Annotated in this window: 21 protein-coding genes; 12 read left to right on the top strand and 9 right to left on the bottom strand. The window is 67.8% G+C overall.

Annotated features, from left to right (window positions below; genetic code table 11):
* Positions 1 to 111: 111 nt before the first annotated feature.
* Entirely contained in the window at positions 112 to 693 is a 582-nt protein-coding gene (locus tag CJ010_RS02700; RefSeq protein ID WP_141016615.1) for a peroxidase-related enzyme, read from the bottom strand.
* Between the two features lie 187 nt (positions 694 to 880).
* Here CJ010_RS02700 and CJ010_RS02695 point away from each other — a divergent pair, with 187 nt between their 5' ends.
* The 12 genes from CJ010_RS02695 (at position 881) to CJ010_RS02640 (ending at position 17,076) form a co-directional block, all read left to right on the top strand.
* Positions 881 to 1,774: a dienelactone hydrolase family protein gene (locus CJ010_RS02695; protein ID WP_141016614.1), complete on the top strand. Its 894-nt coding sequence runs from the start codon at positions 881 to 883 to the stop codon at positions 1,772 to 1,774.
* A gap of 215 nt (positions 1,775 to 1,989) precedes the next feature.
* Positions 1,990 to 2,355, top strand: a complete 366-nt coding sequence (locus CJ010_RS02690; RefSeq protein WP_141016613.1) for a response regulator — start codon at positions 1,990 to 1,992, stop codon at positions 2,353 to 2,355.
* Between the two features lie 2 nt (positions 2,356 to 2,357).
* Positions 2,358 to 3,626, top strand: a complete 1,269-nt coding sequence (locus CJ010_RS02685; RefSeq protein ID WP_141016612.1) for a methyl-accepting chemotaxis protein — start codon at positions 2,358 to 2,360, stop codon at positions 3,624 to 3,626.
* Positions 3,627 to 3,630: 4 nt separating this feature from the next.
* Complete coding sequence (locus CJ010_RS02680; protein WP_141016611.1) at positions 3,631 to 3,945, top strand: lipid asymmetry maintenance protein MlaB; 315 nt, start codon at positions 3,631 to 3,633, stop codon at positions 3,943 to 3,945.
* A gap of 13 nt (positions 3,946 to 3,958) precedes the next feature.
* The gene (locus tag CJ010_RS02675; protein WP_141016610.1) at positions 3,959 to 6,169 is read left to right on the top strand and encodes a chemotaxis protein CheA; all 2,211 of its coding nucleotides are present in this window, start codon (positions 3,959 to 3,961) and stop codon (positions 6,167 to 6,169) included.
* 51 nt (positions 6,170 to 6,220) lie between these two features.
* Positions 6,221 to 8,671 carry a methyl-accepting chemotaxis protein gene (locus CJ010_RS02670; protein ID WP_141016609.1) on the top strand — a complete coding sequence of 817 codons (2,451 nt, stop codon included), beginning with the start codon at positions 6,221 to 6,223 and terminating at the stop codon, positions 8,669 to 8,671.
* A 25-nt stretch (positions 8,672 to 8,696) separates the two neighbouring features.
* Positions 8,697 to 11,141 (top strand): cache domain-containing protein, encoded by a 2,445-nt coding sequence (locus CJ010_RS02665; protein WP_141016608.1) that lies wholly within the window; start codon positions 8,697 to 8,699, stop codon positions 11,139 to 11,141.
* Between the two features lie 29 nt (positions 11,142 to 11,170).
* Positions 11,171 to 11,722, top strand: a complete 552-nt coding sequence (locus CJ010_RS02660) for a chemotaxis protein CheW (RefSeq protein ID WP_141016607.1) — start codon at positions 11,171 to 11,173, stop codon at positions 11,720 to 11,722.
* A 61-nt stretch (positions 11,723 to 11,783) separates the two neighbouring features.
* Positions 11,784 to 14,486 carry a nitrate- and nitrite sensing domain-containing protein gene (locus CJ010_RS02655; protein WP_141016606.1) on the top strand — a complete coding sequence of 901 codons (2,703 nt, stop codon included), beginning with the start codon at positions 11,784 to 11,786 and terminating at the stop codon, positions 14,484 to 14,486.
* A 34-nt stretch (positions 14,487 to 14,520) separates the two neighbouring features.
* A complete protein-coding gene (locus CJ010_RS02650) occupies positions 14,521 to 15,111 on the top strand; it encodes a chemotaxis protein CheD (RefSeq protein WP_141016605.1) in 591 nt (196 codons plus the stop codon).
* 19 nt (positions 15,112 to 15,130) lie between these two features.
* Complete coding sequence (locus CJ010_RS02645) at positions 15,131 to 15,949, top strand: protein-glutamate O-methyltransferase CheR (RefSeq protein ID WP_141016604.1); 819 nt, start codon at positions 15,131 to 15,133, stop codon at positions 15,947 to 15,949.
* Positions 15,950 to 15,975: 26 nt separating this feature from the next.
* On the top strand, positions 15,976 to 17,076 hold the full coding sequence (locus tag CJ010_RS02640) for a chemotaxis response regulator protein-glutamate methylesterase (RefSeq protein ID WP_141016603.1): 1,101 nt from the start codon (positions 15,976 to 15,978) through the stop codon (positions 17,074 to 17,076).
* Between the two features lie 152 nt (positions 17,077 to 17,228).
* Here CJ010_RS02640 and CJ010_RS02635 read toward each other — a convergent pair whose 3' ends face one another.
* From CJ010_RS02635 to CJ010_RS02600, 8 genes are all read right to left on the bottom strand, one after another.
* Positions 17,229 to 17,777 (bottom strand): Gx transporter family protein, encoded by a 549-nt coding sequence (locus tag CJ010_RS02635; protein WP_205754879.1) that lies wholly within the window; start codon positions 17,775 to 17,777, stop codon positions 17,229 to 17,231.
* Positions 17,758 to 18,093 (bottom strand): NusG domain II-containing protein, encoded by a 336-nt coding sequence (locus CJ010_RS02630; RefSeq protein WP_371415703.1) that lies wholly within the window; start codon positions 18,091 to 18,093, stop codon positions 17,758 to 17,760. The genes CJ010_RS02635 and CJ010_RS02630 overlap by 20 nt, the downstream gene beginning before the upstream one ends.
* Before the next feature lie 62 nt (positions 18,094 to 18,155).
* Positions 18,156 to 19,034 carry an RNase adapter RapZ gene (rapZ, locus tag CJ010_RS02625; RefSeq protein ID WP_141016602.1) on the bottom strand — a complete coding sequence of 293 codons (879 nt, stop codon included), beginning with the start codon at positions 19,032 to 19,034 and terminating at the stop codon, positions 18,156 to 18,158.
* A gap of 79 nt (positions 19,035 to 19,113) precedes the next feature.
* Positions 19,114 to 20,016: an MBL fold metallo-hydrolase gene (locus CJ010_RS02620; RefSeq protein WP_371415702.1), complete on the bottom strand. Its 903-nt coding sequence runs from the start codon at positions 20,014 to 20,016 to the stop codon at positions 19,114 to 19,116.
* An 11-nt stretch (positions 20,017 to 20,027) separates the two neighbouring features.
* The gene (locus tag CJ010_RS02615) at positions 20,028 to 20,213 is read right to left on the bottom strand and encodes a DUF1289 domain-containing protein (RefSeq protein ID WP_141016600.1); all 186 of its coding nucleotides are present in this window, start codon (positions 20,211 to 20,213) and stop codon (positions 20,028 to 20,030) included.
* Complete coding sequence (locus CJ010_RS02610) at positions 20,210 to 20,407, bottom strand: DUF1289 domain-containing protein (protein ID WP_141016599.1); 198 nt, start codon at positions 20,405 to 20,407, stop codon at positions 20,210 to 20,212. The genes CJ010_RS02615 and CJ010_RS02610 overlap by 4 nt, the downstream gene beginning before the upstream one ends.
* 99 nt (positions 20,408 to 20,506) lie before the next feature.
* Positions 20,507 to 21,115 (bottom strand): 2-hydroxychromene-2-carboxylate isomerase, encoded by a 609-nt coding sequence (locus tag CJ010_RS02605; protein ID WP_141016598.1) that lies wholly within the window; start codon positions 21,113 to 21,115, stop codon positions 20,507 to 20,509.
* A 116-nt stretch (positions 21,116 to 21,231) separates the two neighbouring features.
* Positions 21,232 to 22,365: an acyl-CoA dehydrogenase gene (locus tag CJ010_RS02600; RefSeq protein ID WP_141016597.1), complete on the bottom strand. Its 1,134-nt coding sequence runs from the start codon at positions 22,363 to 22,365 to the stop codon at positions 21,232 to 21,234.
* Positions 22,366 to 22,450: the final 85 nt, after the last annotated feature.

The raw sequence follows: 22,450 nt of genomic DNA, 5'->3' as shown, positions 1-22,450 counted from the left end.
TCCACACCGGGGCGGGCGCCCCTTCCACGCATGGGAGCAGATTAAGGCTGGCGGCGGCCGGGCGGTCTGCCGATAAGGCGGGAAAAACCGCGCCAAATCGGCTGCGAACGCTCAACCCTTGGGCAGTCGCCCGAGCAGGTAGAACTCGTCGTTCGGTCGCATGCTGGCCAGATTCGCCAGGCGGTTGCTGAGCGCAAAGAATGCCGCGATGGCACCGATATCCCAGGCGTCCTGGTCGCTGAAACCCGCGGCACGCAAGGCCTCGAGATCGGCATCCTCGACCGCCGCCGAGTTCAGCGCGACCTTGAGCGCGAAGTCGAGCATCGCACGCTGGCGCGGGGTGATCTCCGCCTTGCGGTGATTGGTTGCAAGCTGGTCGGCAAGGCGCGGGTTCTTGGCGCGGATGCGCAGGATCGCACCATGCGCAACGACGCAGTAAAGGCAGCTGTTCGCACCGGACGTGGCGACCACGATCATCTCGCGCTCGGCCTTGGTCAGTCCGCCATCCTTCTCCATCAAGGCATCGTGATAGGCGAAGAAGGCCCGGAACTCGTCCGGACGATGCGCCAGGGTCAGGAAGACATTCGGCACGAAGCCCGATTTCTCCTGCACCGCCAGAATCTTCTCGCGGATGTCGTCGGGCAGGTCGCCCAGTTCGGGTACCGGGAAACGGCTGATCGTAGGCTGGCTCATCGGATCTCCTCTCTCATGTCTTTGTGATTGCAATACGCCTCCGTACGGACGAGGCGAACCGACTACACCATGCGTCCGGAAACATTGCAAGGGCATCGCGCGGTCGCCGGGAACAATTCGGCCACGACGGCATCATCTGCCAGACCAGCCCTGTTCCATCGTTCCACGCTCCGCCGAGGAGAACCCGATGCGCACTCGCCCCGACCCACAGCAGCACCGCGGCACCGCCGTCGACTTCGACAGCCTGCTGCCCGCCACGCACGTGGACCGCCGCGGCTTCATCGCCACCGCGCTCGGCGCCGGTTTCGCGCTGGCGGTGCAGCCGGTCCACGCGACCGTCATCCGCACCGATGCCGCCGGTCTCGAGCACGGCAACGCCACGGTGGAAATCGGCGCCGATCGGCTCCCCATCTACCATGCCCGTCCCACCGGCGGCCGGCAGCTGCCCACCGTGCTGGTGGTGCAGGAGATCTTCGGCGTGCACGAGTACATCCGCGACGTCTGCCGCCGACTGGCCCGGCAGGGCTATCTCGCGATCGCGCCGGAGCTCTATTTCCGCCAGGGCGATCCGGGCAAGCTCGACAACGTCGGCGCCATCCTGGAAACCATCGTATCCAGGGTGCCGGACGCGCAGGTCATGGCCGATCTCGATGCCTGCGCCGCCTGGGCCGCCGCGCACGGCGGCGACCCGGCGCGACTGGCAATCACCGGATTCTGCTGGGGCGGACGCATCGCCTGGCTGTATGCCGCGCACAATCCACGCCTCAAGGCCGCGGTCGCCTGGTACGGCCGGCTCGACGGCGCACCCTCGGCGCTCACCCCCGAGCACCCGATCGACATCGCCGCCCGCCTGCACGCGCCGGTGCTCGGACTGTACGGCGGCAAGGACCAGGGGATTCCGCTCGACGACGTGACGGCGATGCGTGACGCCCTGAAGCGGGCCGGCAGCCGCAGCGAACTGATCGTTTATCAGGAAGCTCCGCACGCCTTCCATGCCGACTACCGTCCGAGCTATCGCAAGACCGAGGCGGAGGACGGCGAGCGCCGCCTGCATGCCTGGCTACGCCAGCACGGCGTCTAGCGTCGCCGCCGGGGTTGCGCCGAGTTCGATGCGGATGATTTGCAGTACGGCTGCACTACACCACGCCCACACCGCAGCACAAGCGCATTTATCCATCAGCGAAGGCTAAAGTCCCTTCTCGGTGTAGTCGTTAAGTGATATGAAGAAGGACTGCCGGCCACACCCACGGACGCGGCCGGCCTGTCCTCCTCATCCTGCAAATCTGGCACCGAACAATGAAAACGATTTTCCTGGTCGACGACTCCGCAACCATCCTGCTGTCCATTTCCAACATCCTGTCCAAGGCGGGCTACGGCGTGGAGAAAGCCGGCAACGCCGCCGAGGCGCTGGGCAAGTTCCAGTCCGGCGTGAAAGTGGACCTGCTCATCACCGACCTCAACATGCCCGGCATGAACGGCATCGACTTCATCAAGGAAGTGCGCAAGCTGCCGAACTACCGCTTCATGCCCATCCTGTTCCTGACCACCGAATCGCAGCAGTCGAAGAAGGCCGAAGCCAAGGCCGCGGGCGCGTCGGGATGGATCGTCAAGCCGGCCTCGGCGGACGAACTGCTCAACACCATCAAGCTGGTCATGCGCTGAATATGCCTGTCACTACGCTCCTGCAACGCTCGCTCGTCGTCTTCGCGACCGTCGCCATCCTGGCCGGGATCACCGTCTATTTCCTCAACGACTGGTTCCACACCGCCTTCCTGCCGGCGATAGGCCTGTCGCTGCCGATCGGCGACGCGATCGGTTCGATGATGATCGTCACCGTTGCCTACGTCGGTCAGCGGCTGGTGTCGCTCGCCTTCTTCCGCGACCACATGTACGGCCTGACCTCCTCGCAGGAGCAGCTGCAGCACGCCTCGCACAACGTCGCGGCGGTCGGCGAGGAAGTCGCCGGCGAACTGCGCGCGGTGCCTACCTACAACGACGTGCTGCGCCAGCAGCTCGACAGCGTGGTGCAGCAGACCGAGCAGGCCGCGTACGACATCACCGAGCGCTTGCAGGCGATCGACGGCGTGGTCAGCCATCTCAACACCTTCGTGGCCGAAAGCTCGTCCGAATCCGACCAGATGGCGCATGCATCCGAGGCCCGCATCGCCAGCAACCAGAAGCTGATCGCCGAGATGCGCCAGTACATCGAGTACCGCATCCAGGAGGCCCGCCAGGACCAGGAGCGCGTCGGCCAGGTGGTGCACGAAGCGCGTTCGCTGGAATCGCTGACCCGGCTGATCAAGGACATCGCCGCCCAGACCAACCTGCTGGCGCTCAACGCCGCCATCGAGGCCGCCCGCGCGGGCGAGGCCGGACGCGGCTTTGCGGTGGTAGCCGACGAAGTGCGCAAGCTCTCGGCCGAGACCGAGAAGGCGGTGCTGGCGATCAACCAGGGCATCCTCGGCGTTGCCAACACCATCGAAACGCAGCTGCAGGAGAAACTTTCCGCGATCAACCTGGACCGCGAACAGGCGGCGCTCGGCCAGTTCGCCGATCAGCTCGGCGCGCTCGGCCACAGCTACGAGGAAATCCTCAAGCATCAGGGCAGCGTGATCGATACCGTGCGCGGCAGCAGCGAGGAACTGGCCAACATGTTCATGGCGGCGCTCGCCAGCGTGCAGTTCCAGGACGTCACCCGCCAGCAACTGGAGCACACCGCCGAATCGCTGCGCCGGCTCGACAGCCACCTTGGCGTACTGGCCGAGCGCCTGCTGCAGTCGGAGAACGCCAGTTTCCAATACACGCCGCTATCCGTGCATCTGGACGAGATCTACTCGCAGTACGTCATGGACCAGCAGCGCCACACCCACCGCAACGCGCTGCACCAGGCCGACGACGTAAGCGGCGGCAGCCGGAAGATCGAACTGTTCTGACCCCATGAGCACCGACACGCCGAACAGCCCCCGCCTCGCCATCGTCGAGGACATGACCATCTACCACGCCGCGGCGCAGAAGCAGCAGCTGGTGGACGCGCTTGCCGCCACCGACGATCTCGAGATCGACCTCTCGGCGGTAGCCGAGATCGACACCGCCGGCTTCCAGCTCCTGATTCTCGTCAAACGCGAAGCCAGCCGTCTCGGCAAGAAGGCCCGCATCGTCGCCCACAGCCAGGCGGTGCGCGAAGTGGTCGACTTCTTCAACATGGCCGCCGAGTTCGGCGACCCGATGCTGATTCCCGCCCAAGAAAGCTGACCCGGTACCCGCCATGGACGAAATCACAACGGTTTTCGTAACCGAGAGCCGCGAGCAGCTTGCCGCGCTCGAAGCCGCCCTGCTGCAGCTCGAAAGCACGCCGGACGACAGCGACACGCTCAACGCGGTGTTCCGCTCGGCGCACACCATCAAGGGCGGCGCCGGCGTGGTCGAGTGCGACTTCATCGTTGCCTTCACCCATGTGGTCGAGAACGCGCTCGACAAGCTGCGCAACGGCGAGATCAAGCTCGATGCCGACCTCGTCGCCCTGCTGCTCGCCTGCTCGGACCACATCGGCAACCTGCTCGGCGTGCTCGAAACCGGCGCGCCGGCACCCGACGAGGATCTGGCTGCCGAAGGCGCCGCCCTGCTCGGCCGCATCCAGCGCGACTGGCTGGACGGCCATGCAGCCCCTGCCGGCCACGCCGGCCCGCCGACCGCGTGCGAGGAGGCGGTGCACAGCTCCGGCGGCGGCGCAGTCGAAACCGACTGCTGGCACATCTCGCTGCGCTTCGGGCCCGATGTGCTGAAGAACGGCATGGACCCGCTGTCCTTCCTGCGCTACCTCGCCACGCTCGGTCAGATCCTGCGCATGGAAACCCTGGCCGACGCCATGCCGGCGGCCGAGGAGATGGACGCCGAGTGCTGTTATCTCGGCTTCGAGATCAGCTTTGCGTCCTCGGCCGACAAGGCGGCGATCGAGCGGGTGTTCGATTTCGTCCGCGACGACTGCACGCTGCACATCCTGCCGCCCAACAGCCGGCTGGCGGACTACGTCGCACTGATCAACACCCTGCCCGAGGACACGATGCGCCTGGGCGAGATTCTCGTCCGCGTCGGCGCGCTCACCCAGGCCGAACTCGACGCCGGCCTCGACGCCCAGCAACACCCAACCGCCGACGAAGCGGCCGAGGACGGCACGCCGGCCCCGATCGGCGAGATCCTGATCGAGCACAAGGTGGTGCAGCCCGAGCTCGTCGAAGCCGCGGTCGTCAAGCAGAAGCAGGTACATGACAAGAAGGCCGCCGAATCGCGCCTGATCCGCATCCAGGCCGACAAGCTCGACAAGCTCATCGATCTGGTCGGCGAACTCGTCATCGCCGGCGCCAGCGTGAACCTGCTGGCCGGCAAAAGCGGGCTGGGCGAACTGGTGGAAGCCACCTCGCTCACCAGCCGCCTGGTCGAGAGCATCCGCGACGCGGCTCTGCAGCTGCGCATGGTGCAGATCGGCGAAACCTTCAACCGCTTCAACCGCGTCGTGCGCGACGTCTCCAAGGAGCTGGGCAAGGACATCGAGCTGGCCATCTCCGGCGGCGAAACCGAACTCGACAAGTCCATGGTGGAAAAGATCGGCGATCCGCTGATGCACCTGGTGCGCAACGCCATGGACCACGGCATCGAGGCCCCCGAGGCACGCATCGCCCACGGCAAGCCGGCGCGCGGCCGGCTGGAGCTCAATGCCTATCATGATTCGGGCAGCATCATCATCGAGGTGGCCGACGACGGTGGCGGCCTCAACCGCGAGCGCATCGTCGCCAAGGCCGTCGAGCGCGGTCTGGTGCAGGCCGGCCAGCCCCTGTCCGACGCGGAAATCTACAACCTCATCTTCGAGGCCGGCTTCTCGACCGCGGCCCAGGTCAGCAACCTGTCGGGACGCGGCGTCGGCATGGACGTGGTCCGCCGCAACATCCAGAGCCTGCGCGGCACCGTGGAAGTCAGCTCGGAAGCCGGCCAGGGTTCGCGCTTCGCGATCAGGCTGCCGCTGACGCTGGCCATCATCGACGGCTTCCTGGTCGGCGTCGGCCGCGCCGCCTACGTCATACCGCTGGACACCGTGGTCGAGTGCATCGAACTCGACCACAACGCCAATGGCCGCGACTACATCAGCCTGCGTGGCGAAGTGCTGCCCTTCGTGCGCCTGCGCGACATGTTCGAAGTCGCGGGCGAAGCGCCGGCACGGCAGAACGTGGTCGTCGTGCAGTACGCCGGACTCAAGGCCGGCATCGTGGTCGACCAGCTGATGGGCGAGTTCCAGACGGTGATCAAGCCGCTCGGCTCCATCTTCCGCCATGTGAAGGGCATCAGCGGCTCCACCATCCTCGGCAGCGGCGAAGTCGCGCTCATCCTCGACGTCCAGGCCCTGGTTCAGCGCTGCGCCAGCCGTGAGGAACAGAAGGCGCGCCTGCCCGGCGCGCCCCGGCAGCTCGCATCCTCACCCAACTGATTTTTCCGTATCCACATCCACCGATAACGACCGGCAGCTCACGAGGCAAGCATGAAGAACCTGAAAATCGGGATACGACTCAGCATCGGCTTCGGCATCACCCTGGCCCTGCTCATCATCGTCGCCGCGGTTGCGGCAACGCGCGTCAACACCCTGTCGAACTCGATCGACTACGTGGTGAACGAGAGCTTTCCCAAGACCGTTCTGGCCAACCGCATCATCGACAACGTCAACGTCTCGGCGCGTGCGCTGCGCAATGCGGCCCTGGTCAAGACGCCCGATGCCATCGCCGAAGAGTTCGCCCGTATCGCCGAGGCCCGCCGCAAGACCGCGGAAGACTTCGCCACCCTGGACAGGATCATCGTGCTGCCGGAAGGCCGCCGCATCCTCGACAAGACACTGGAGAGCCGCCGTGCGACCGGTGCCGAGCAGGACAGGTACATGGAGCTGCTCAAGGCCGGCCAGACCGAGCAGGCGATCCACCACCTGCTCGGCCCGGTCCGCAAGACCCAGGCCAGCTACCTCGCCAACGCCGAAGAGATGATCGCCTTCCAGTCGAGGCTGATGACGGAATCCGGTCAGGCGGCCAACGCGCTCGCCAACAGCACCGCCATCCTGATCGGCGTGCTGGCAGCCATCGCCGTGCTGCTCGCGATCGGCTTCGGCATCTTCGTCACGCGGTCGATCACCCGGCCGATCGGCGAAGCGCTCGGCGCCGCCCGCAAGATGGCGGTAGGCGACTTCAAGTTCGAACTCGCCTCCGACGCCAAGGATGAAGTCGGCGAAGTGGTCCGCGCCGTGGCCGACGTGCAGCGCAGCGTGCGCACCATGATCGACGACGCCGGCCTGCTCGCCCGCGCCGCGGTGGACGGCAAGCTCGCCACCCGCGCCGACGCCGCCCGCCACCAGGGCGACTTCCGCAAGATCGTCGAGGGCGTGAACGCCACGCTCGACGCGGTGATCGGCCCGCTGAACGTGGCCGCCGACTACGTCGACCGCATCGCCCGCGGCGCCATCCCGCCCCGCATCACCGACAACTACAACGGCGACTTCAACGCCATCAAGAACAACCTCAACACCGCCATCGACGCGATCAACGCGCTGGTGGCCGACGCCGTCATGCTCTCGCGCGCCGCCGTCGACGGCAAGCTCGCCACCCGCGCCGACGCCAGCCGCCACCAGGGCGACTACCAGCGCATCGTCCAGGGCGTCAACGACACCCTCGATGCGGTCATCGGGCCCCTCAACGTCGCCGCCGACTACGTCGACCGCATCGCCCGCGGCGCGATCCCCGCGAAGATCACCGACAGCTACAACGGCGACTTCAACACCATCAAGAACAACCTCAACACCTGCATCGACGCCGTCGGCGCGCTGGTGGCCGACGCCGCCATGCTCGCCCAGGCCGCCGTCGAGGGCCGGCTCGATACCCGCGCCGACGCGGCCCGCCACCAGGGCGACTACCGCAAGATCGTCGAGGGGGTGAATCACACGCTGGACGCGGTGATCGACCCGATCAACGAGGTCAAGCGCGTCATGATCGCGCTCTCGCACGGCGATCTCACCCAGAAGATCGATGCCCAGTACGCCGGCGATTTCCGCGTGCTGCAAGAGGCGGTCAACGGCTCGCTCGACAAGCTCGCCGAGATCATCGAGCAGGTGCGCTCGGCCGCCGATGCGCTTTCCAACGCCGCCGGACAGGTCTCCGCCACCGCACAGAGCCTGTCCCAGGCGTCCTCCGAGCAGGCCGCTTCCGTCGAGGAGTCCTCCGCCTCGGTCGAGCAGATGACCGCCTCGATCAACCAGAACTCCGAGAACGCCAAGGTCACCGACGGCATGGCCACCAAGTCCGCCACCGAGGCGGCCGAGGGCGGCGAGGCGGTGCGCAATACCGTCGAGGCGATGAAGAACATCGCCGGCAAGATCGGCATCATCGACGACATCGCCTACCAGACCAATCTGCTCGCCTTGAACGCCGCCATCGAGGCGGCGCGTGCCGGCGAGCACGGCAAGGGCTTCGCCGTCGTCGCCGCCGAGGTCAGGAAGCTTGCCGAGCGCAGCCAGGTCGCCGCCCAGGAGATCGGCCAGCTCGCCGGCAATTCGGTCACGCTCGCCGAGCGCGCCGGCGCGCTGCTGGGCGAGATGGTGCCCTCCATCCGCAAGACCTCCGACCTCGTCCAGGAGATCGCCTCGGCCAGCCAGGAGCAGTCCGCCGGCGTCGTCCAGATCAACAACGCCATGGGCCAGCTCAACAAGGCCACCCAGCAGAACGCCTCCGCCTCCGAGGAACTCGCCGCCACCGCCGAGGAACTCGGCGGACAGGCCGGACAGCTGCAGCAGCTGATGGGCTTCTTCACCGTCGGCGACAACGCCGGTTTCAAGCCCGCCGTGGCCTCGCGCAAGCCCGCGCCCCGGGCCGCGCCGGCACCGGCCGCGGTGCCCGCAGCGCGCAGCACCCGCAAACCCGTCAGCTTCTCCGAAGCCGATTTCGAACGTTTCTGACCACTCTTATCACCCCCCAGCCTCCATGAAGATCGCAACCAGAACCCGGCTGCTCGTACTCGTCGCGGTCCTCGGCATTGCCGTGGCCGTGGTGTTTGCGCTGTTCAGCCTGCAGTCCAGCATGATGGCGGACCGCAAGGACAAGACCCGCAACCTGATCGAGCTCGCGCACGGCATCCTCAAGCACTATCACGAGCGCGAGCTCGCCGGCCAGATGGGTCGCGAGCAGGCCCAGGCGGCGGCGATGGACGTGATCCGCGGCCTGCGCTACGACGGCGAGGAATACTTCTGGATCAACGACCTCGACCACAAGATGCTGATGCATCCGATCAAGCCCGAACTCAACGGCAAGGACTTGTCGCAGATGAAGGACAGCGGCGGCAAGCTGTTCTTCGTCGAGATGGTCAGCGTGGTCAGGCAGCGCGGCGAGGGTTTCGTCGATTACCTGTGGCCGCGGCCGGGTTCGGACAAGGCGGTGCCCAAGCTGTCCTACGTCAAGGGCTTCACCCCCTGGGGCTGGATGCTGGCGAGCGGTATCTACATCGAGGACGTCGAAGCGGCGCTGTGGCAGGAAATCGGCGTGCAGCTGACGATAGGCGGCGTGATGATCGCCGGCCTGCTGCTGCTCTCGGTCGCCACCGTGCGCGACCTGACCCGTTCGATACGCAGCGCGGTGGATTCCGCCCGTCACCTGGCCGACGGTGATTTCGACACCGTAACCGACAACACGCTGAAGAACGAACTGGGTGCGGTGCTGGACGCCAACGATGCGATCCGCATCAGCGTCCGGCAGATGCGCGCCGAGGCGGTGTCGCTGTCGCGCGCCGCGGTCGCCGGCCAGCTCGCCACGCGTGCCGACCTAGAGAAGTACCACGGCGGCTACCGCGAGGTGGTCGAAGGGGTGAACGCCACCCTGGACGCGGTGATCGGCCCCCTGAACGTGGCCGCCGACTACGTCGACCGCATCGCCCGCGGCGCCATCCCGCCCCGCATCACCGACAACTACAACGGCGACTTCAACGCCATCAAGAACAACCTCAACACCGCCATCGACGCGATCAACGCGCTGGTGGCCGACGCCGTCATGCTCTCGCGCGCCGCCGTCGACGGCAAGCTCGCCACCCGCGCCGACGCCAGCCGCCACCAGGGCGACTACCAGCGCATCGTCCAGGGCGTGAACGACACCCTCGACGCGGTGATCGGGCCGCTCAACGTCGCCGCCGACTACGTCGACCGCATCGCCCGCGGCGCCATCCCGCCGCGGATCACCGACAGCTACAACGGCGACTTCAACACCATCAAGAACAACCTCAACACCTGCATCGACGCCGTCGGCGCGCTGGTGGCCGATGCCGCCATGCTCGCCCAGGCGGCGATCGAGGGCCGGCTCGACACCCGCGCCGACGCCGCCCGCCACCAGGGCGACTACCGCAAGATCGTCGAGGGGGTGAATCACACGCTGGACGCGGTGATCGACCCGATCAACGAGGTCAAGCGCGTCATGATCGCGCTCTCGCACGGCGATCTCACCCAGAAGATCGATGCCCAGTACGCCGGCGATTTCCGCGTGCTGCAAGAGGCGGTCAACGGCTCGCTCGACAAGCTCGCCGAGATCATCGAGCAGGTGCGCTCGGCCGCCGATGCGCTTTCCAACGCCGCCGGACAGGTCTCCGCCACCGCACAGAGCCTGTCCCAGGCGTCCTCCGAGCAGGCCGCTTCCGTCGAGGAGTCCTCCGCATCGGTCGAGCAGATGACCGCCTCGATCAACCAGAACTCCGAGAACGCCAAGGTCACCGACGGCATGGCCACCAAGTCCGCCACCGAGGCGGCCGAGGGCGGCGAGGCGGTGCGCAATACCGTCGAGGCGATGAAGAACATCGCCGGCAAGATCGGCATCATCGACGACATCGCCTACCAGACCAATCTGCTCGCCCTCAACGCCGCCATCGAGGCGGCGCGTGCCGGCGAGCACGGCAAGGGCTTCGCCGTCGTCGCCGCCGAGGTCAGGAAGCTTGCCGAGCGCAGCCAGGTCGCCGCCCAGGAGATCGGCCAGCTCGCCGGCAATTCGGTCACGCTCGCCGAGCGCGCCGGCGCGCTGCTGGGCGAGATGGTGCCCTCCATCCGCAAGACCTCCGACCTCGTCCAGGAGATCGCCTCGGCCAGCCAGGAGCAGTCCGCCGGCGTCGTCCAGATCAACAACGCCATGGGCCAGCTCAACAAGGCCACCCAGCAGAACGCCTCCGCCTCCGAGGAACTCGCCGCCACCGCCGAGGAACTCGGCGGACAGGCCGGACAGCTGCAGCAGCTGATGGGTTTCTTCACCGTCGGCGACAACGCCGGCTTCAAGCCCACCACCGTGGCCTCGCGCAAGCCCGCGCCCCGTGCCGCGCCGGCACCGGCCGCGGTGCCCGCAGCGCGCAGCTCCCGCAAACCCGTCAGCTTCTCCGAAGCCGATTTCGAACGTTTCTGAACTTACGCCCCTCACGCGAGCGCCAGACCATGAACCAGATAGTTGCAAGCGGCAAACGCCAGCCCGGCAGCGTCCAGACCACGGCCGACGACGGCCCGCAGCAATACCTCACCTTCAGCCTTGGCGGCGAGGTCTTCGCACTGGGCATCCTCAACGTCAAGGAAATCATCGAGTTCGGCAACGTCACCGAGATCCCGATGATGCCCAGCTTCATCCGCGGGGTAATCAACCTGCGCGGCGCGGTGGTGCCGGTGATCGACCTCTCGGCCCGCTTCGGCGGCAAGAACTCGACGGTGTCGCGCCGCACCTGCATCGTCATTGTCGAAATCGAAGGCGAGGACGGCAAGCAGGATCTCGGCGTGATCGTCGATGCGGTGAACGAGGTGTTGGAGATCCCGCGCACCGAGATCGAACCGCCACCCGCCTTCGGCGCCAAGATCCGCGCCGACTTCATCCAGGGCATGGGCAAGGTCGACGGCCGCTTCGTCATCATCCTCAACGTCGAGCGGGTGCTCTCCACCGAGGAGATCGCCATGCTCACCCGCCTGAGCGATGACGACAACGCCGCCAGCGCCGAATAAAAAACAGGCCCCCGCCACCCGGCGCGGGGCCACCGCACCGAGGACTGCTCGGGGAGACAGAATGAAGAACAACAACTACGGCTGGCGCTCGATCCGCCTGCGCCTGTTCCTGCTGTTCGCGCTGGTGATCGCCGGCGTGCTCTATTACGCTGCCGCCGACCTCGTGCGCCAGTGGCAGGCGATGGGCACGCTCGCCCGCAGCGCCCAACTCGGCGAACTGTCGGTCCAGGTCAACGGCGTGGTGCACGAACTGCAGAAGGAGCGCGGCCTGTCGGCCGGCTTCATCGGCTCGCGCGGCGAGCGTTTCCGCAACGAACTCGATAGCCAGCGCCGGGCGTCCGACAGCGCCCGCGAAGCGCTCGACGGCTGGCTCGCCAACGCCGGCGCCGAGCTGCCGCCGGCGATCGCCGACGCACTCGGCAGCGCCCAGGGCCAGCTGCGCGAACTCCAGGACAAGCGCGCCCAGGTTTCGGCCCTGAAGCTCGCCGGTCCGGCGTCCTTCTCCTATTACACCGGCACCATCGAAAGCCTGCTTGCGGTAGTCGAACGCGCCGCCGCCGCGGCTGACGAGGCCGACATCGTGCGCGGCATGACCGCCTACCTGATGTTCGTCAGCGCCAAGGAACAGGCCGGTCGCGAGCGCGCCTCGATCAACGGCCTGTTCGCCGCCAACCAGCCCGCCGACGTCGCCCTGCACCGGCGCATCATCACCATCCTCACCGCGCAGGACACTTATCTCGCCAGCTTCCGGCCGATGGCACGCGCCGAATGGACCGCCTCGCTCGACGGCGTGCTGGACAGCGAGACCGGCCGCGAGGCTGCGCGCCTGCGCAAGGTCGCGCTCGACCGCATGCTGGAGGGCCAGTTCGAGGTCGACCCGGCGCGCTGGTTCGCCACCATCACCACCAAGATCGACCAGATGAAGGCGCTGGAAGACCGCATCGCCGGCGATCTCACCCTGTACGCCAACACCCTCAAGCAGGGTTCGCAGTGGCGCTTTGCGCTGTCGGCGCTGCTCACCCTGCTGGTGGCGGTGGTGGCGGTCCTGTTCGGCTGGCAGGTAACCCATGTGCTGCGCAGCCTGCATTCGACGGCGGTGGCGGCCCGCCGCATCGCCGCCGGCAGTCTCGACCAGGCGATCGACGTCAGCGACCGCAACGAACTCGGCGAGATCGAAACCGCGCTCGCCGAGGTGCAGCGCAATGTGCACGCGATGATCGACGACGCCGGCCTGCTCGCCCGCGCCGCGGTGGACGGCAAGCTCGCCACCCGCGCCGACGCCGCCCGCCACCAGGGCGACTTCCGCAAGATCGTCGAGGGCGTGAACGCCACGCTCGACGCGGTGATCGGCCCGCTGAACGTGGCCGCCGACTACGTCGACCGCATCGCCCGCGGCGCCATCCCGCCCCGCATCACCGACAACTACAACGGCGACTTCAACGCCATCAAGAACAACCTCAACACCGCCATCGACGCGATCAACGCGCTGGTGGCCGACGCCGTCATGCTCTCGCGCGCCGCCGTCGACGGCAAGCTCGCCACCCGCGCCGACGCCAGCCGCCACCAGGGCGACTACCAGCGCATCGTCCAGGGCGTGAACGACACCCTCGATGCCGTCATCGGGCCCCTCAACGTCGCCGCCGACTATGTCGACCGCATCGCCCGCGGCGCGATCCCCGCGAAGATCACCGACAGCTACAGCGGCGACTTCAACACCATCAAGAACAACCTCAACACCTGCATCGACGCCGTCGGCGCGCTGGTGGCCGACGCCGCCATGCTCGCCCAGGCCGCCGTCGAGGGCCGGCTCGACACCCGCGCCGACGCCGCCCGCCACCAGGGCGACTACCGCAAGATCGTCGAGGGGGTGAATCACACGCTCGACGCGGTGATCGACCCGATCAACGAGGTCAAGCGCGTCATGATCGCGCTCTCGCACGGCGATCTCACCCAGAAGATCGATGCCCAGTACGCCGGCGATTTCCGCGTGCTGCAAGAGGCGGTCAACGGCTCGCTCGACAAGCTCGCCGAGATCATCGAGCAGGTACGCTCGGCCGCCGATGCGCTTTCCAACGCCGCCGGACAGGTCTCCGCCACCGCACAGAGCCTGTCCCAGGCGTCCTCCGAGCAGGCCGCTTCCGTCGAGGAGTCCTCCGCATCGGTCGAGCAGATGACCGCCTCGATCAACCAGAACTCCGAGAACGCCAAGGTCACCGACGGCATGGCCACCAAGTCCGCCACCGAGGCGGCCGAGGGCGGCGAGGCGGTGCGCAATACCGTCGAGGCGATGAAGAACATCGCCGGCAAGATCGGCATCATCGACGACATCGCCTACCAGACCAATCTGCTCGCCCTCAACGCCGCCATCGAGGCGGCGCGTGCCGGCGAGCACGGCAAGGGCTTCGCCGTCGTCGCCGCCGAGGTCAGGAAGCTTGCCGAGCGCAGCCAGGTCGCCGCCCAGGAGATCGGCCAGCTCGCCGGCAATTCGGTCACGCTCGCCGAGCGCGCCGGCGCGCTGCTGGGCGAGATGGTGCCCTCCATCCGCAAGACCTCCGACCTCGTCCAGGAGATCGCCTCGGCCAGCCAGGAGCAGTCCGCCGGCGTCGTCCAGATCAACAACGCCATGGGCCAGCTCAACAAGGCCACCCAGCAGAACGCCTCCGCCTCCGAGGAACTCGCCGCCACCGCCGAGGAACTCGGCGGACAGGCCGGACAGCTGCAGGAACTGATGGATTTCTTCGCGACCGAGGACGCCCGTCGATGAATCCGGCGCCGGACGCCCCGGAACCCCTCTCACCGTGACCGACTGGGATGCCCTTTCGCCGCAGGAAGTCGAACGCCTGGCGCGCAACATCGCGCCCGGCGAATGGGCCGTCGAGCGCCAGCGGCCGATCTCCACCCTGCTCGGCTCCTGTGTCGCGGTCTGCCTGTTCGACCCGGCCACCCGGCTCGGCGGCATGAACCACTTCATGCTGCCCACCATGCGCCGCGACGACCACCACGCCGACGACGACATGCTGCTGTCGGGCGACTACGCCATGGAAGCCCTGCTCAACGGCCTGCTCAACCAGGGCGCCGCGCGCCACCGCATCCAGGCCAAGGCCTTCGGCGGCGGCACCATCATCAGCGGCATGGCCTCGGCCGGCATCGGCAACCGCAACGCCGACTTCGCCCGCGAATGGCTGGCGCGCGAGCGCATAGAACTGCTCGCCGCCGACCTGCTCGGCCCCTGGTCGCGCAAGCTGCTGTTCATCCCCGCCACCGGTACCGCCTGGTGCAAGCGCCTGCCGACGACGATGGCGACGGCGCAGGAAATCGCGCGCGAGGAAGCCAACTACGCCGAGTCGCTGCAGCGCAAGCCGCCGCCCGGCAACATCGAACTCTTCTGATCCGGGAGCCACTGCACCAATGGACAGTCCGGCCATCACCGACCGGGAATTCGCCCTCTTCCAGCGTCTGATCTACCGCCTGGCCGGCATCAGCCTGTCCGACGCCAAGAAGATCCTGCTCGTCGGCCGCCTCGGCAAGCGCCTGCGCCATCATGGGCTAACCAGCTTCGGCGACTACTACCGGATGCTTGCCAGCGGCGAGCATCCGGACGAGCTGCAGACCATGGTGGATCTGCTCACCACCAACGAGACCTACTTCTTCCGCGAATCGGCACACTTCGACTTCCTGGGCGAATTCGCCGCCGGCCGCCGCGGCCAGCCCTTCCGTATCTGGAGCGGCGCCTGTTCGTCGGGCGAAGAACCTTACACGATGGCGCTGGTGCTGGCCGAAACCCTGGGCCTGTCGGCACCGTGGGAAATCGTCGCCTCCGACATCAGCCTGACGGTGCTCGAACGTGCCCGCGCCGGCCATTACCCGATAGAGCGGGCCGAAGGCATTCCGCCGCCGTTGCTGAAAAAGTACTGCCTCAAGGGGGTGCGCGAGCAGGAAGGCAGCTTTCTCATGTGCAAGGAACTGCGCGAGCGCATCGACTTCCGCCAGCTCAATCTGGTGGCATTGGACGCGCGCGACATCGGCCACTTCGACCTCATCTTCCTGCGCAACGTCATGATCTATTTCGACAACGACACCAAGCGCAAGGTGATCGCCAACATGGTGCCCCACCTCAAGACCGACGGCCGCTTCATCGTCGGCCATTCGGAAACCCTCAACGGCATCACCGACGAACTGGCCGTGCTGCGCCCCACGCTGTATAAACGGGCCACTCCCCAACGCTGATTGCCGCTTCCCCCGGCGAGCCGCCCATGACAAACAAGATCAAGGTAATGATCGTCGACGACTCCGCCCTGGTACGCCAGGTCGTGAGCCAGGCGATCAGCCGCGACCCCGGCATCGAAGTCATCGCCACCGCGCAGGACCCGCTGTTCGCGCTCGACAAGCTCAAGACCCTGTCGCCCGACGTGCTTGTGGTCGACATCGAGATGCCACGCATGGACGGCCTAAGCTTCCTCAAGCGCATCATGGCCGAACGGCCCACGCCGGTGATCATCTGCTCGTCGCTGGCCGAGCAAGGCGCCCAGGTCACGATGGAAGCGCTTGCCGCCGGCGCGGTGGCCATCATCACCAAGCCCAAGCTCGGCCTCAAGAGCTTCCTGGAAGACTCGTCCAACGACATCGTGCAGGCCATCAAGGCCGCCGCCCGCGCCAATCTGCGCGCGCTGGGCCGCAGCGCGGCCACGATGGCGAACCGCCAGCCGCCGGAAGTCCGCCCCAAGCTGTCGGCCGACGCGGTGCTGTCGCCGGCAAGCCACCAGGGCGCCGGCATGTACGGCACCACCGACCGCATCGTCGCCATCGGCACCTCCACCGGCGGCACCCAGGCGCTGGAAGCGGTGCTGACCCGCTTGCCGGCGGTGAGTCCGGGCATCGTCATCGTCCAGCACATGCCGGAACGCTTCACCGCGATGTTCGCCGAACGCCTCAACGGCCTGTGCAAGATCGAGGTGCGCGAAGCCCGCCACGGCGACCGTGTGATGCCCGGCCGCGCGCTGATCGCGCCCGGCGGCAAGCACATGATGCTGGCACGCAGCGGCGCGCAGTACATGGTGGAGGTGGTCGACGGGCCCTTGGTGAACCGTCACCGGCCGTCGGTGGACGTGCTGTTCCGCTCCTGCGCCAAGTTCGCCGGCCGCAACGCGCTCGGCGTCATCATGACCGGCATGGGCGACGACGGCGCGCGCGGCCTCAAGGAAATGCGCGACGCCGGCGCCCGCACCGTGGCCGAGGACGAATCCACCTGCGTGGTGTTCGGTATGCCCAAGGAGGCGATACGGCTGGGCGGTGTAGACAGCGTGCTGCCGCTGGACAGGATACCCGACGCCATCCTGCAGTCGGCGCGCGGCTGAGGGGGTTCGGCCGCCCGCACCAGGCCGATGCCGGCGAAGAACCCGAAAACCAGCCCGCAGGCGGCGGCGAGCACCGCGCCGAGCATGTCCCACACGCGCCTTGCCATCGCCCGTCCCCCATCCGCATTTGCGGGTTGGACGGACGGTTTCGGCTAGCGTTCCGGCATTGGGCGGGCAGGATCGGTCGGCGGTAGCTCGGCCAACAGGCGTGCTGCGATCAGGCCATTCACGGTGCCGAAGACCACCGCTGCCACCGCGAACACCGGCACCAGGTAGAACACGCCGTCGTGGGGCACCAGCCATAGCCGCGCCACCACCAGCTGGGCACCGATGTGGGCGAAGGCGGCCAGGATGCTCTGGCTCACCGGCCCGAACCAGCGCCGCGGCAGGTGCATCGCCAGCCCCAGCGTCAGCAGGCTGGCGAGCGCACCCGACAGGCTGAGGAAGAAGCCCGGTGCCAGGAACTGGCCGAGCAGCAGGCTGCCCGCCCCCACCCGCAGCAAGGCCACCCACACCGCCTCGCGCCAGCCCCAGCGCGCCAGCACGATCAGCGTGACGATGTTGGCCAGCCCCGGCTTGACGCCGGGCAGCGGCAGCGGAATCGCGGCCTCGGCCACCGTCAGCACAATGGCCGCCGCGGCATGGCGCGCGATGCGGCGGTCCTCCGCGGTCGGGACGAGTTCAATAGTTGAGGGAGTCATAATCCGTACCTCGACCGGTGAGGGCGAGGCTGACCTCGTTGGGCGCACAGATGGCCACCGCACCGGCGCGCGACAGCCAGCCCTGGCGCACGCAGTACTGGCGCGGACCGGGGTCGGAGGCCACGCGGGCACGGCCGGGCTCGATCTCGATGCGGGTGGTGCCGATCGGCCCCGGCACCTCGACGATGCGCGCGTGGGCAAGATCCACCTCGGCGTACACCTTGCCCCCGGCCCGTATCACCGCGCCGTCGGGCGCGCCGCCGCGCCACAACGCCAGCGCGGACCCGACGCAGACCGCCAGGCCGAGCGCCATCATCAGCAGGTCGCCAACGCGCAGCAACCGGCGCCATTCGGCCAGCGCCGGAGCGAGCCGCAGGCTCACTTGCCCGATCCGTTGGCGGGCTGGTCGCGGGCGCGGCGCGCCGCCGATCGGTGGCGCACGATCACGCGCGCATTGTCCTGGAAGCGCTGCGCCAGCCATTCGGCCAGGTAGACCGAGCGGTGCTGGCCACCGGTACAGCCGATGGCGACGGTGAGATAACTGCGGTTGTCGCGCATGTAAGCCGGCAACCAGCTGGCGACGAAACGGCGGATGTCTTCCGCCATGCGCGCGACCTCGGGAATCTTCTCGAGGAAGTCGATCACCGGCTTGTCGCGCCCGGTGAGCGGGCGCAGCTGCGGATCGTAGTAGGGATTGGGCAGACAGCGCACGTCGAACACCAGGTCGGCGTCGAGCGGAATGCCGTACTTGAAGCCGAAGGACTGGAACATCAGCGTCAGTCCTTCGCTGGCCTCGACCTGGATGAAATCCTTGATCCAGGCGCGCAGGGTGTTGGCCTGGATGTCGCTGGTGTCCATGCGGTGGCCCAGCTCGGCGACGCTGGCGAGCGCGTCGCGTTCGCGCTGGATGGCCTCTTCGAGCGACACGTCCTCGTCGGCCAGCGGATGGCGGCGGCGGGTCTCGGAAAAGCGCGCGATCAGGGTGTCGTCACGCGCCTCGAGGAAGATGAAACGCAGGTCGTCCACCATGCCGCGCAGCGCCTCGACCTGCTGCGGAAGGGCCGCGATGCTGGTGCCCGACCGCATGTCGACTGCCACCGCGGCGCGCTGGTAGCCGGAGCCGCGCAGGTGCAGCACCAGTTGCAGCAGCAGCGCCGAGGGCAGGTTGTCGACCACGTAGTAGCCGGCGTCTTCCAGCACGTTGAGGGCGATGCTCTTGCCCGAGCCGGAGAGGCCGCTGATGAGTACGATCTGCATGGGTTCCGCGTCAACGAGAAGTCCTCGCAACTATAGCGCAGCCGCATGCCGCCAAGCGCGCCGCAGCATGTCCGACGGCTCAGCGGGCGACCAGCGCGCCGTCCTCGCGCTGCGCCACCCCGGCGCGTTCGAGCTCGGCCACCAGCCAGTCGGCCAGCGCGTCGGGCGTCAGCCCGAGAAAGCGGGCGTTGGCTTCACGGTAGAGCGGCGTCGTGGCCAGGTAGTCGGGCAGCGTATCGAGCGCCATGCGGCGTACATCGAGCAGGGCGAAGCTCATGCAGGCGCGGATGGCATTGCGCGCGATGCGGGCGCCGTCGGCCTCGAAGGCGGCCAGGCGGGCGAAAGCGCGTTCGAGCGCGTCGTCGAATTCGACGAAGGGTGCGCCATGGCCGGGGATGACCACGTCCACCGCCAGACGGCCGAGCGCCTCCAGCGTGCGGCGTGCCTCGCCCACGCCGTCGCCGGTGCCGAGCACGTCGGCGAAGAGGATGCCGAAACCGTCGCGCCACAGCGCGTCGCCGGAAATCAGGATGCGCCTGTCCGGGCTGTAGTAGGCGAGCGCGTCCATGTCGTGGCCGGGCACCGCATGAGCCTGCCACTCGAGCTCGCCGGCAACGAAGCGCTCACCCGCGGCGAGCACCGCATCGTGGGCGAAACGCTCGCCCACTTGCGCCGCCGTGGTGAGCAGCAGCGCATCCTCGTCCCAGGCTGCCACCGCCGCCGCCATGCCGGCCGGCACCGTGATGCTGCAGCCGAAGGCGCGCTGCAGCGCGGCGTTGCCGCCGATGTGGTCGGAATGGGAATGGGTGTTCACCAGCCGCGCCAGCCGCCGTCCGCCCAGGCCTGCGCGCACCAGCGCCACCGTCTGCGTCGCGTGGCTGAAATAGCCGGAATCGATCAGGGTGGCCTCGTCGCCGTCGAACAGCAGCACATTGTTGGCCGACAGCCAGCCGCGCTCGAACACCTGCACGCTGGCCGGCAGCGCAGCCACCTTCAATCGCTGCCCTCGCCCACCTGGGCGGCGACGTTGGCCGGCAGGGGCACTGCGGCAGGCGCCGGCTCGGCCGGCGGCGGTGTCGGCACGCCGTTGATCTCGTCGGCGGTGCGACCGCAGCCGAGACAGACGCCGGAATCCCAGTCGATCATGCAGACGCCCACGCAGAGCGCGTCGCCGCTCATCGCCCGGCTCCCGCGGCGGCCGCCTCGGCCAGCCAGGCGCGACGCTCGGTGACGGCGGCGAGGATGCGGCGCTTGTCGTCCTCGCTCGCGCGGCTCCAGCCGGCGATCTCGTCCAGGCTGCGCTGGCAGCCCTCGCACCAGCCGGTGTCGGCGTCCATGCGGCAGATGTTGATGCAGGGGGAAGGAAGGCTCATGGCTTTGTGTCGGGGTCGGGCTTGTCGGTTTGCGGGCTCTGTCGGCCCTTAGTCAGCTGTGAGCGGCCGGTCGTTCCCCGGCCCCCTTCCGGCCTTGCGTCAGAAACCGCCGGCCAGCCAGCGTTCGATCTGCGGCAGGCGATCCACGCCCCAGAAGGGCTCGCCATCGATGATGACATAAGGCGAACCGAAAACGCCGGCCTCGATGGCCTCGTTCGACGCCGTCTTGAGCGCCTCCTTCACCGTGTCGGTGCCGAGCGCCTCGGCCAGCGCCGAAGGCTCGATGCCCTGCCCCGCGGCCAGTTCGAGCACCACCGGCAACTGCGAGATGTCGTGCCCATCGACGAAATAGGCGCGATAGGCGGCGTGCGCAAAGCGACGGGCCAGCGCGGCGTCTTCCGCCGCCAGCCAGTAGAAGGCGCGGCCGGCATGCTGGGTCGCCACCGGGAAAGGGGTCGGCAAGGCAAACGGCAGGCCGAGGAAGCGCGCGCTGCGGTCGAGGTCGTGACGGGAGTAGTCGCCCTTGAGCGGGATCTCGGTCAGCGGCCGGCCGCCCACCAGCTTGTACACCACGCCGAGCAGGAAGGGTCGCCAGCGCACGCTGCGGCCGTGGCGCGCGGCGAGCGCATCGATCTTCTCGCTCATGAAATAGCCGTAGGGCGACGAAAAGTCGAACCAGAAATCGATGGGCGCGGCGCCATCACGCATCGTGCTCACTCCTTCGGCGAAAGGGAAAGGATCCTGCGGACACGGCGGGAAGGGGAGGGAGCAGGGAAACCCGCCGCTGCTCGTCCGCAGGATGGCAAAAACAGGGCAGCGAGCGCCTACTGCGCCAGCGCGCGACCGATCACCAGCTTCTGGATGTCGGAGGCGCCTTCGTAGATCTGGCACACCCGCACGTCGCGGTAGATGCGCTCTACCGGGAAGTCGGTGACATAGCCGTAGCCGCCGTGGATCTGGATCGCGTCCGAACACACCTTCTCCGCCATCTCGGAGGCGAACAGCTTGGCCATCGACGCCTCCTTCAGGCAGGGCCGGCCGGCGTCCTTCAGGCTGGCGGCATGCCACACCAGCTGGCGCGCGGCTTCGAGCTGCGTCGCCATGTCGGCGAGGCGGAAGTTCACCGCCTGGTGTTCGAAGATCGGCTTGCCGAAGGTCTCGCGCTCGTGCGCGTACTTCACCGCCGCCTCCAGCGCCGCGCGCGCCATGCCGAGGCACTGCGAGGCGATGCCGATGCGGCCGGCTTCGAGGTTGGAGAGCGCGATGCGGTAGCCGTCGCCTTCCGCACCGAGCAGCGCGTCGGCCGGCACGCGGCAGTTCTCGAACAGGATCTGCGCGGTGTCGGAGGCCTTCTGGCCCATCTTCTCCTCGATGCGGGCGACGATGTAGCCGGGCGTGGCGGTCGGCACGATGAAGCAGGAAATCCCCTTCTTGCCGGCCGCCTTGTCGGTGACCGCGAACACGATGGCGACGTCGGCCTCGCGGCCGGTGGTGATGAACTGCTTGACGCCGTTGAGCACCCATTCCTTACCGTCGCGGACGGCCGTGGTGCGCAGCGCCGAGGCGTCGGAGCCGACGTGCGGCTCGGTCAGGCAGAAGCAGCCCAGCATCTCACCACGCGCCAGCGGCTTCAGCCAGCGTTCTTTCTGCGCGTCGGTGCCGTACTTGGCGGGGATGCCGCAGGCGAGCGAGTTCTGCACGCTGACGATGGTGGAGGTGGCGCCGTCGCCGGCGGCGATCTCTTCGAGCGCCAGCACCAGGCTCATGTAGTCCATGCCGGCGCCGCCCCACTCTTCCGGCACCACCATGCCGAGCGCGCCGAGTTCGGCGAGTTCCTTCAACGCCTGGCGTGGAAAGGTGTGGTTGCGGTCCCATTCGGCGGCGAAGGGGGCGAGGCGCTCCTGCGCGAAGGCGCGGATGGAGTCGCGGATGAGTTCCTGTTCGGAGGTCAGAATCATGGTGTTTCCAAAAGGAGGCGAGGCCTTCCATAAACAAGTGTTCAGCAGCCGCCCACGTCAAGCCGGACGTGTCGGGTACTTGCGG

Source organism: Azoarcus sp. DD4, assembly GCF_006496635.1.
Classification (GTDB): domain Bacteria; phylum Pseudomonadota; class Gammaproteobacteria; order Burkholderiales; family Rhodocyclaceae; genus Azoarcus.
This window is presented reverse-complemented; position numbering and strand designations above follow the sequence as displayed.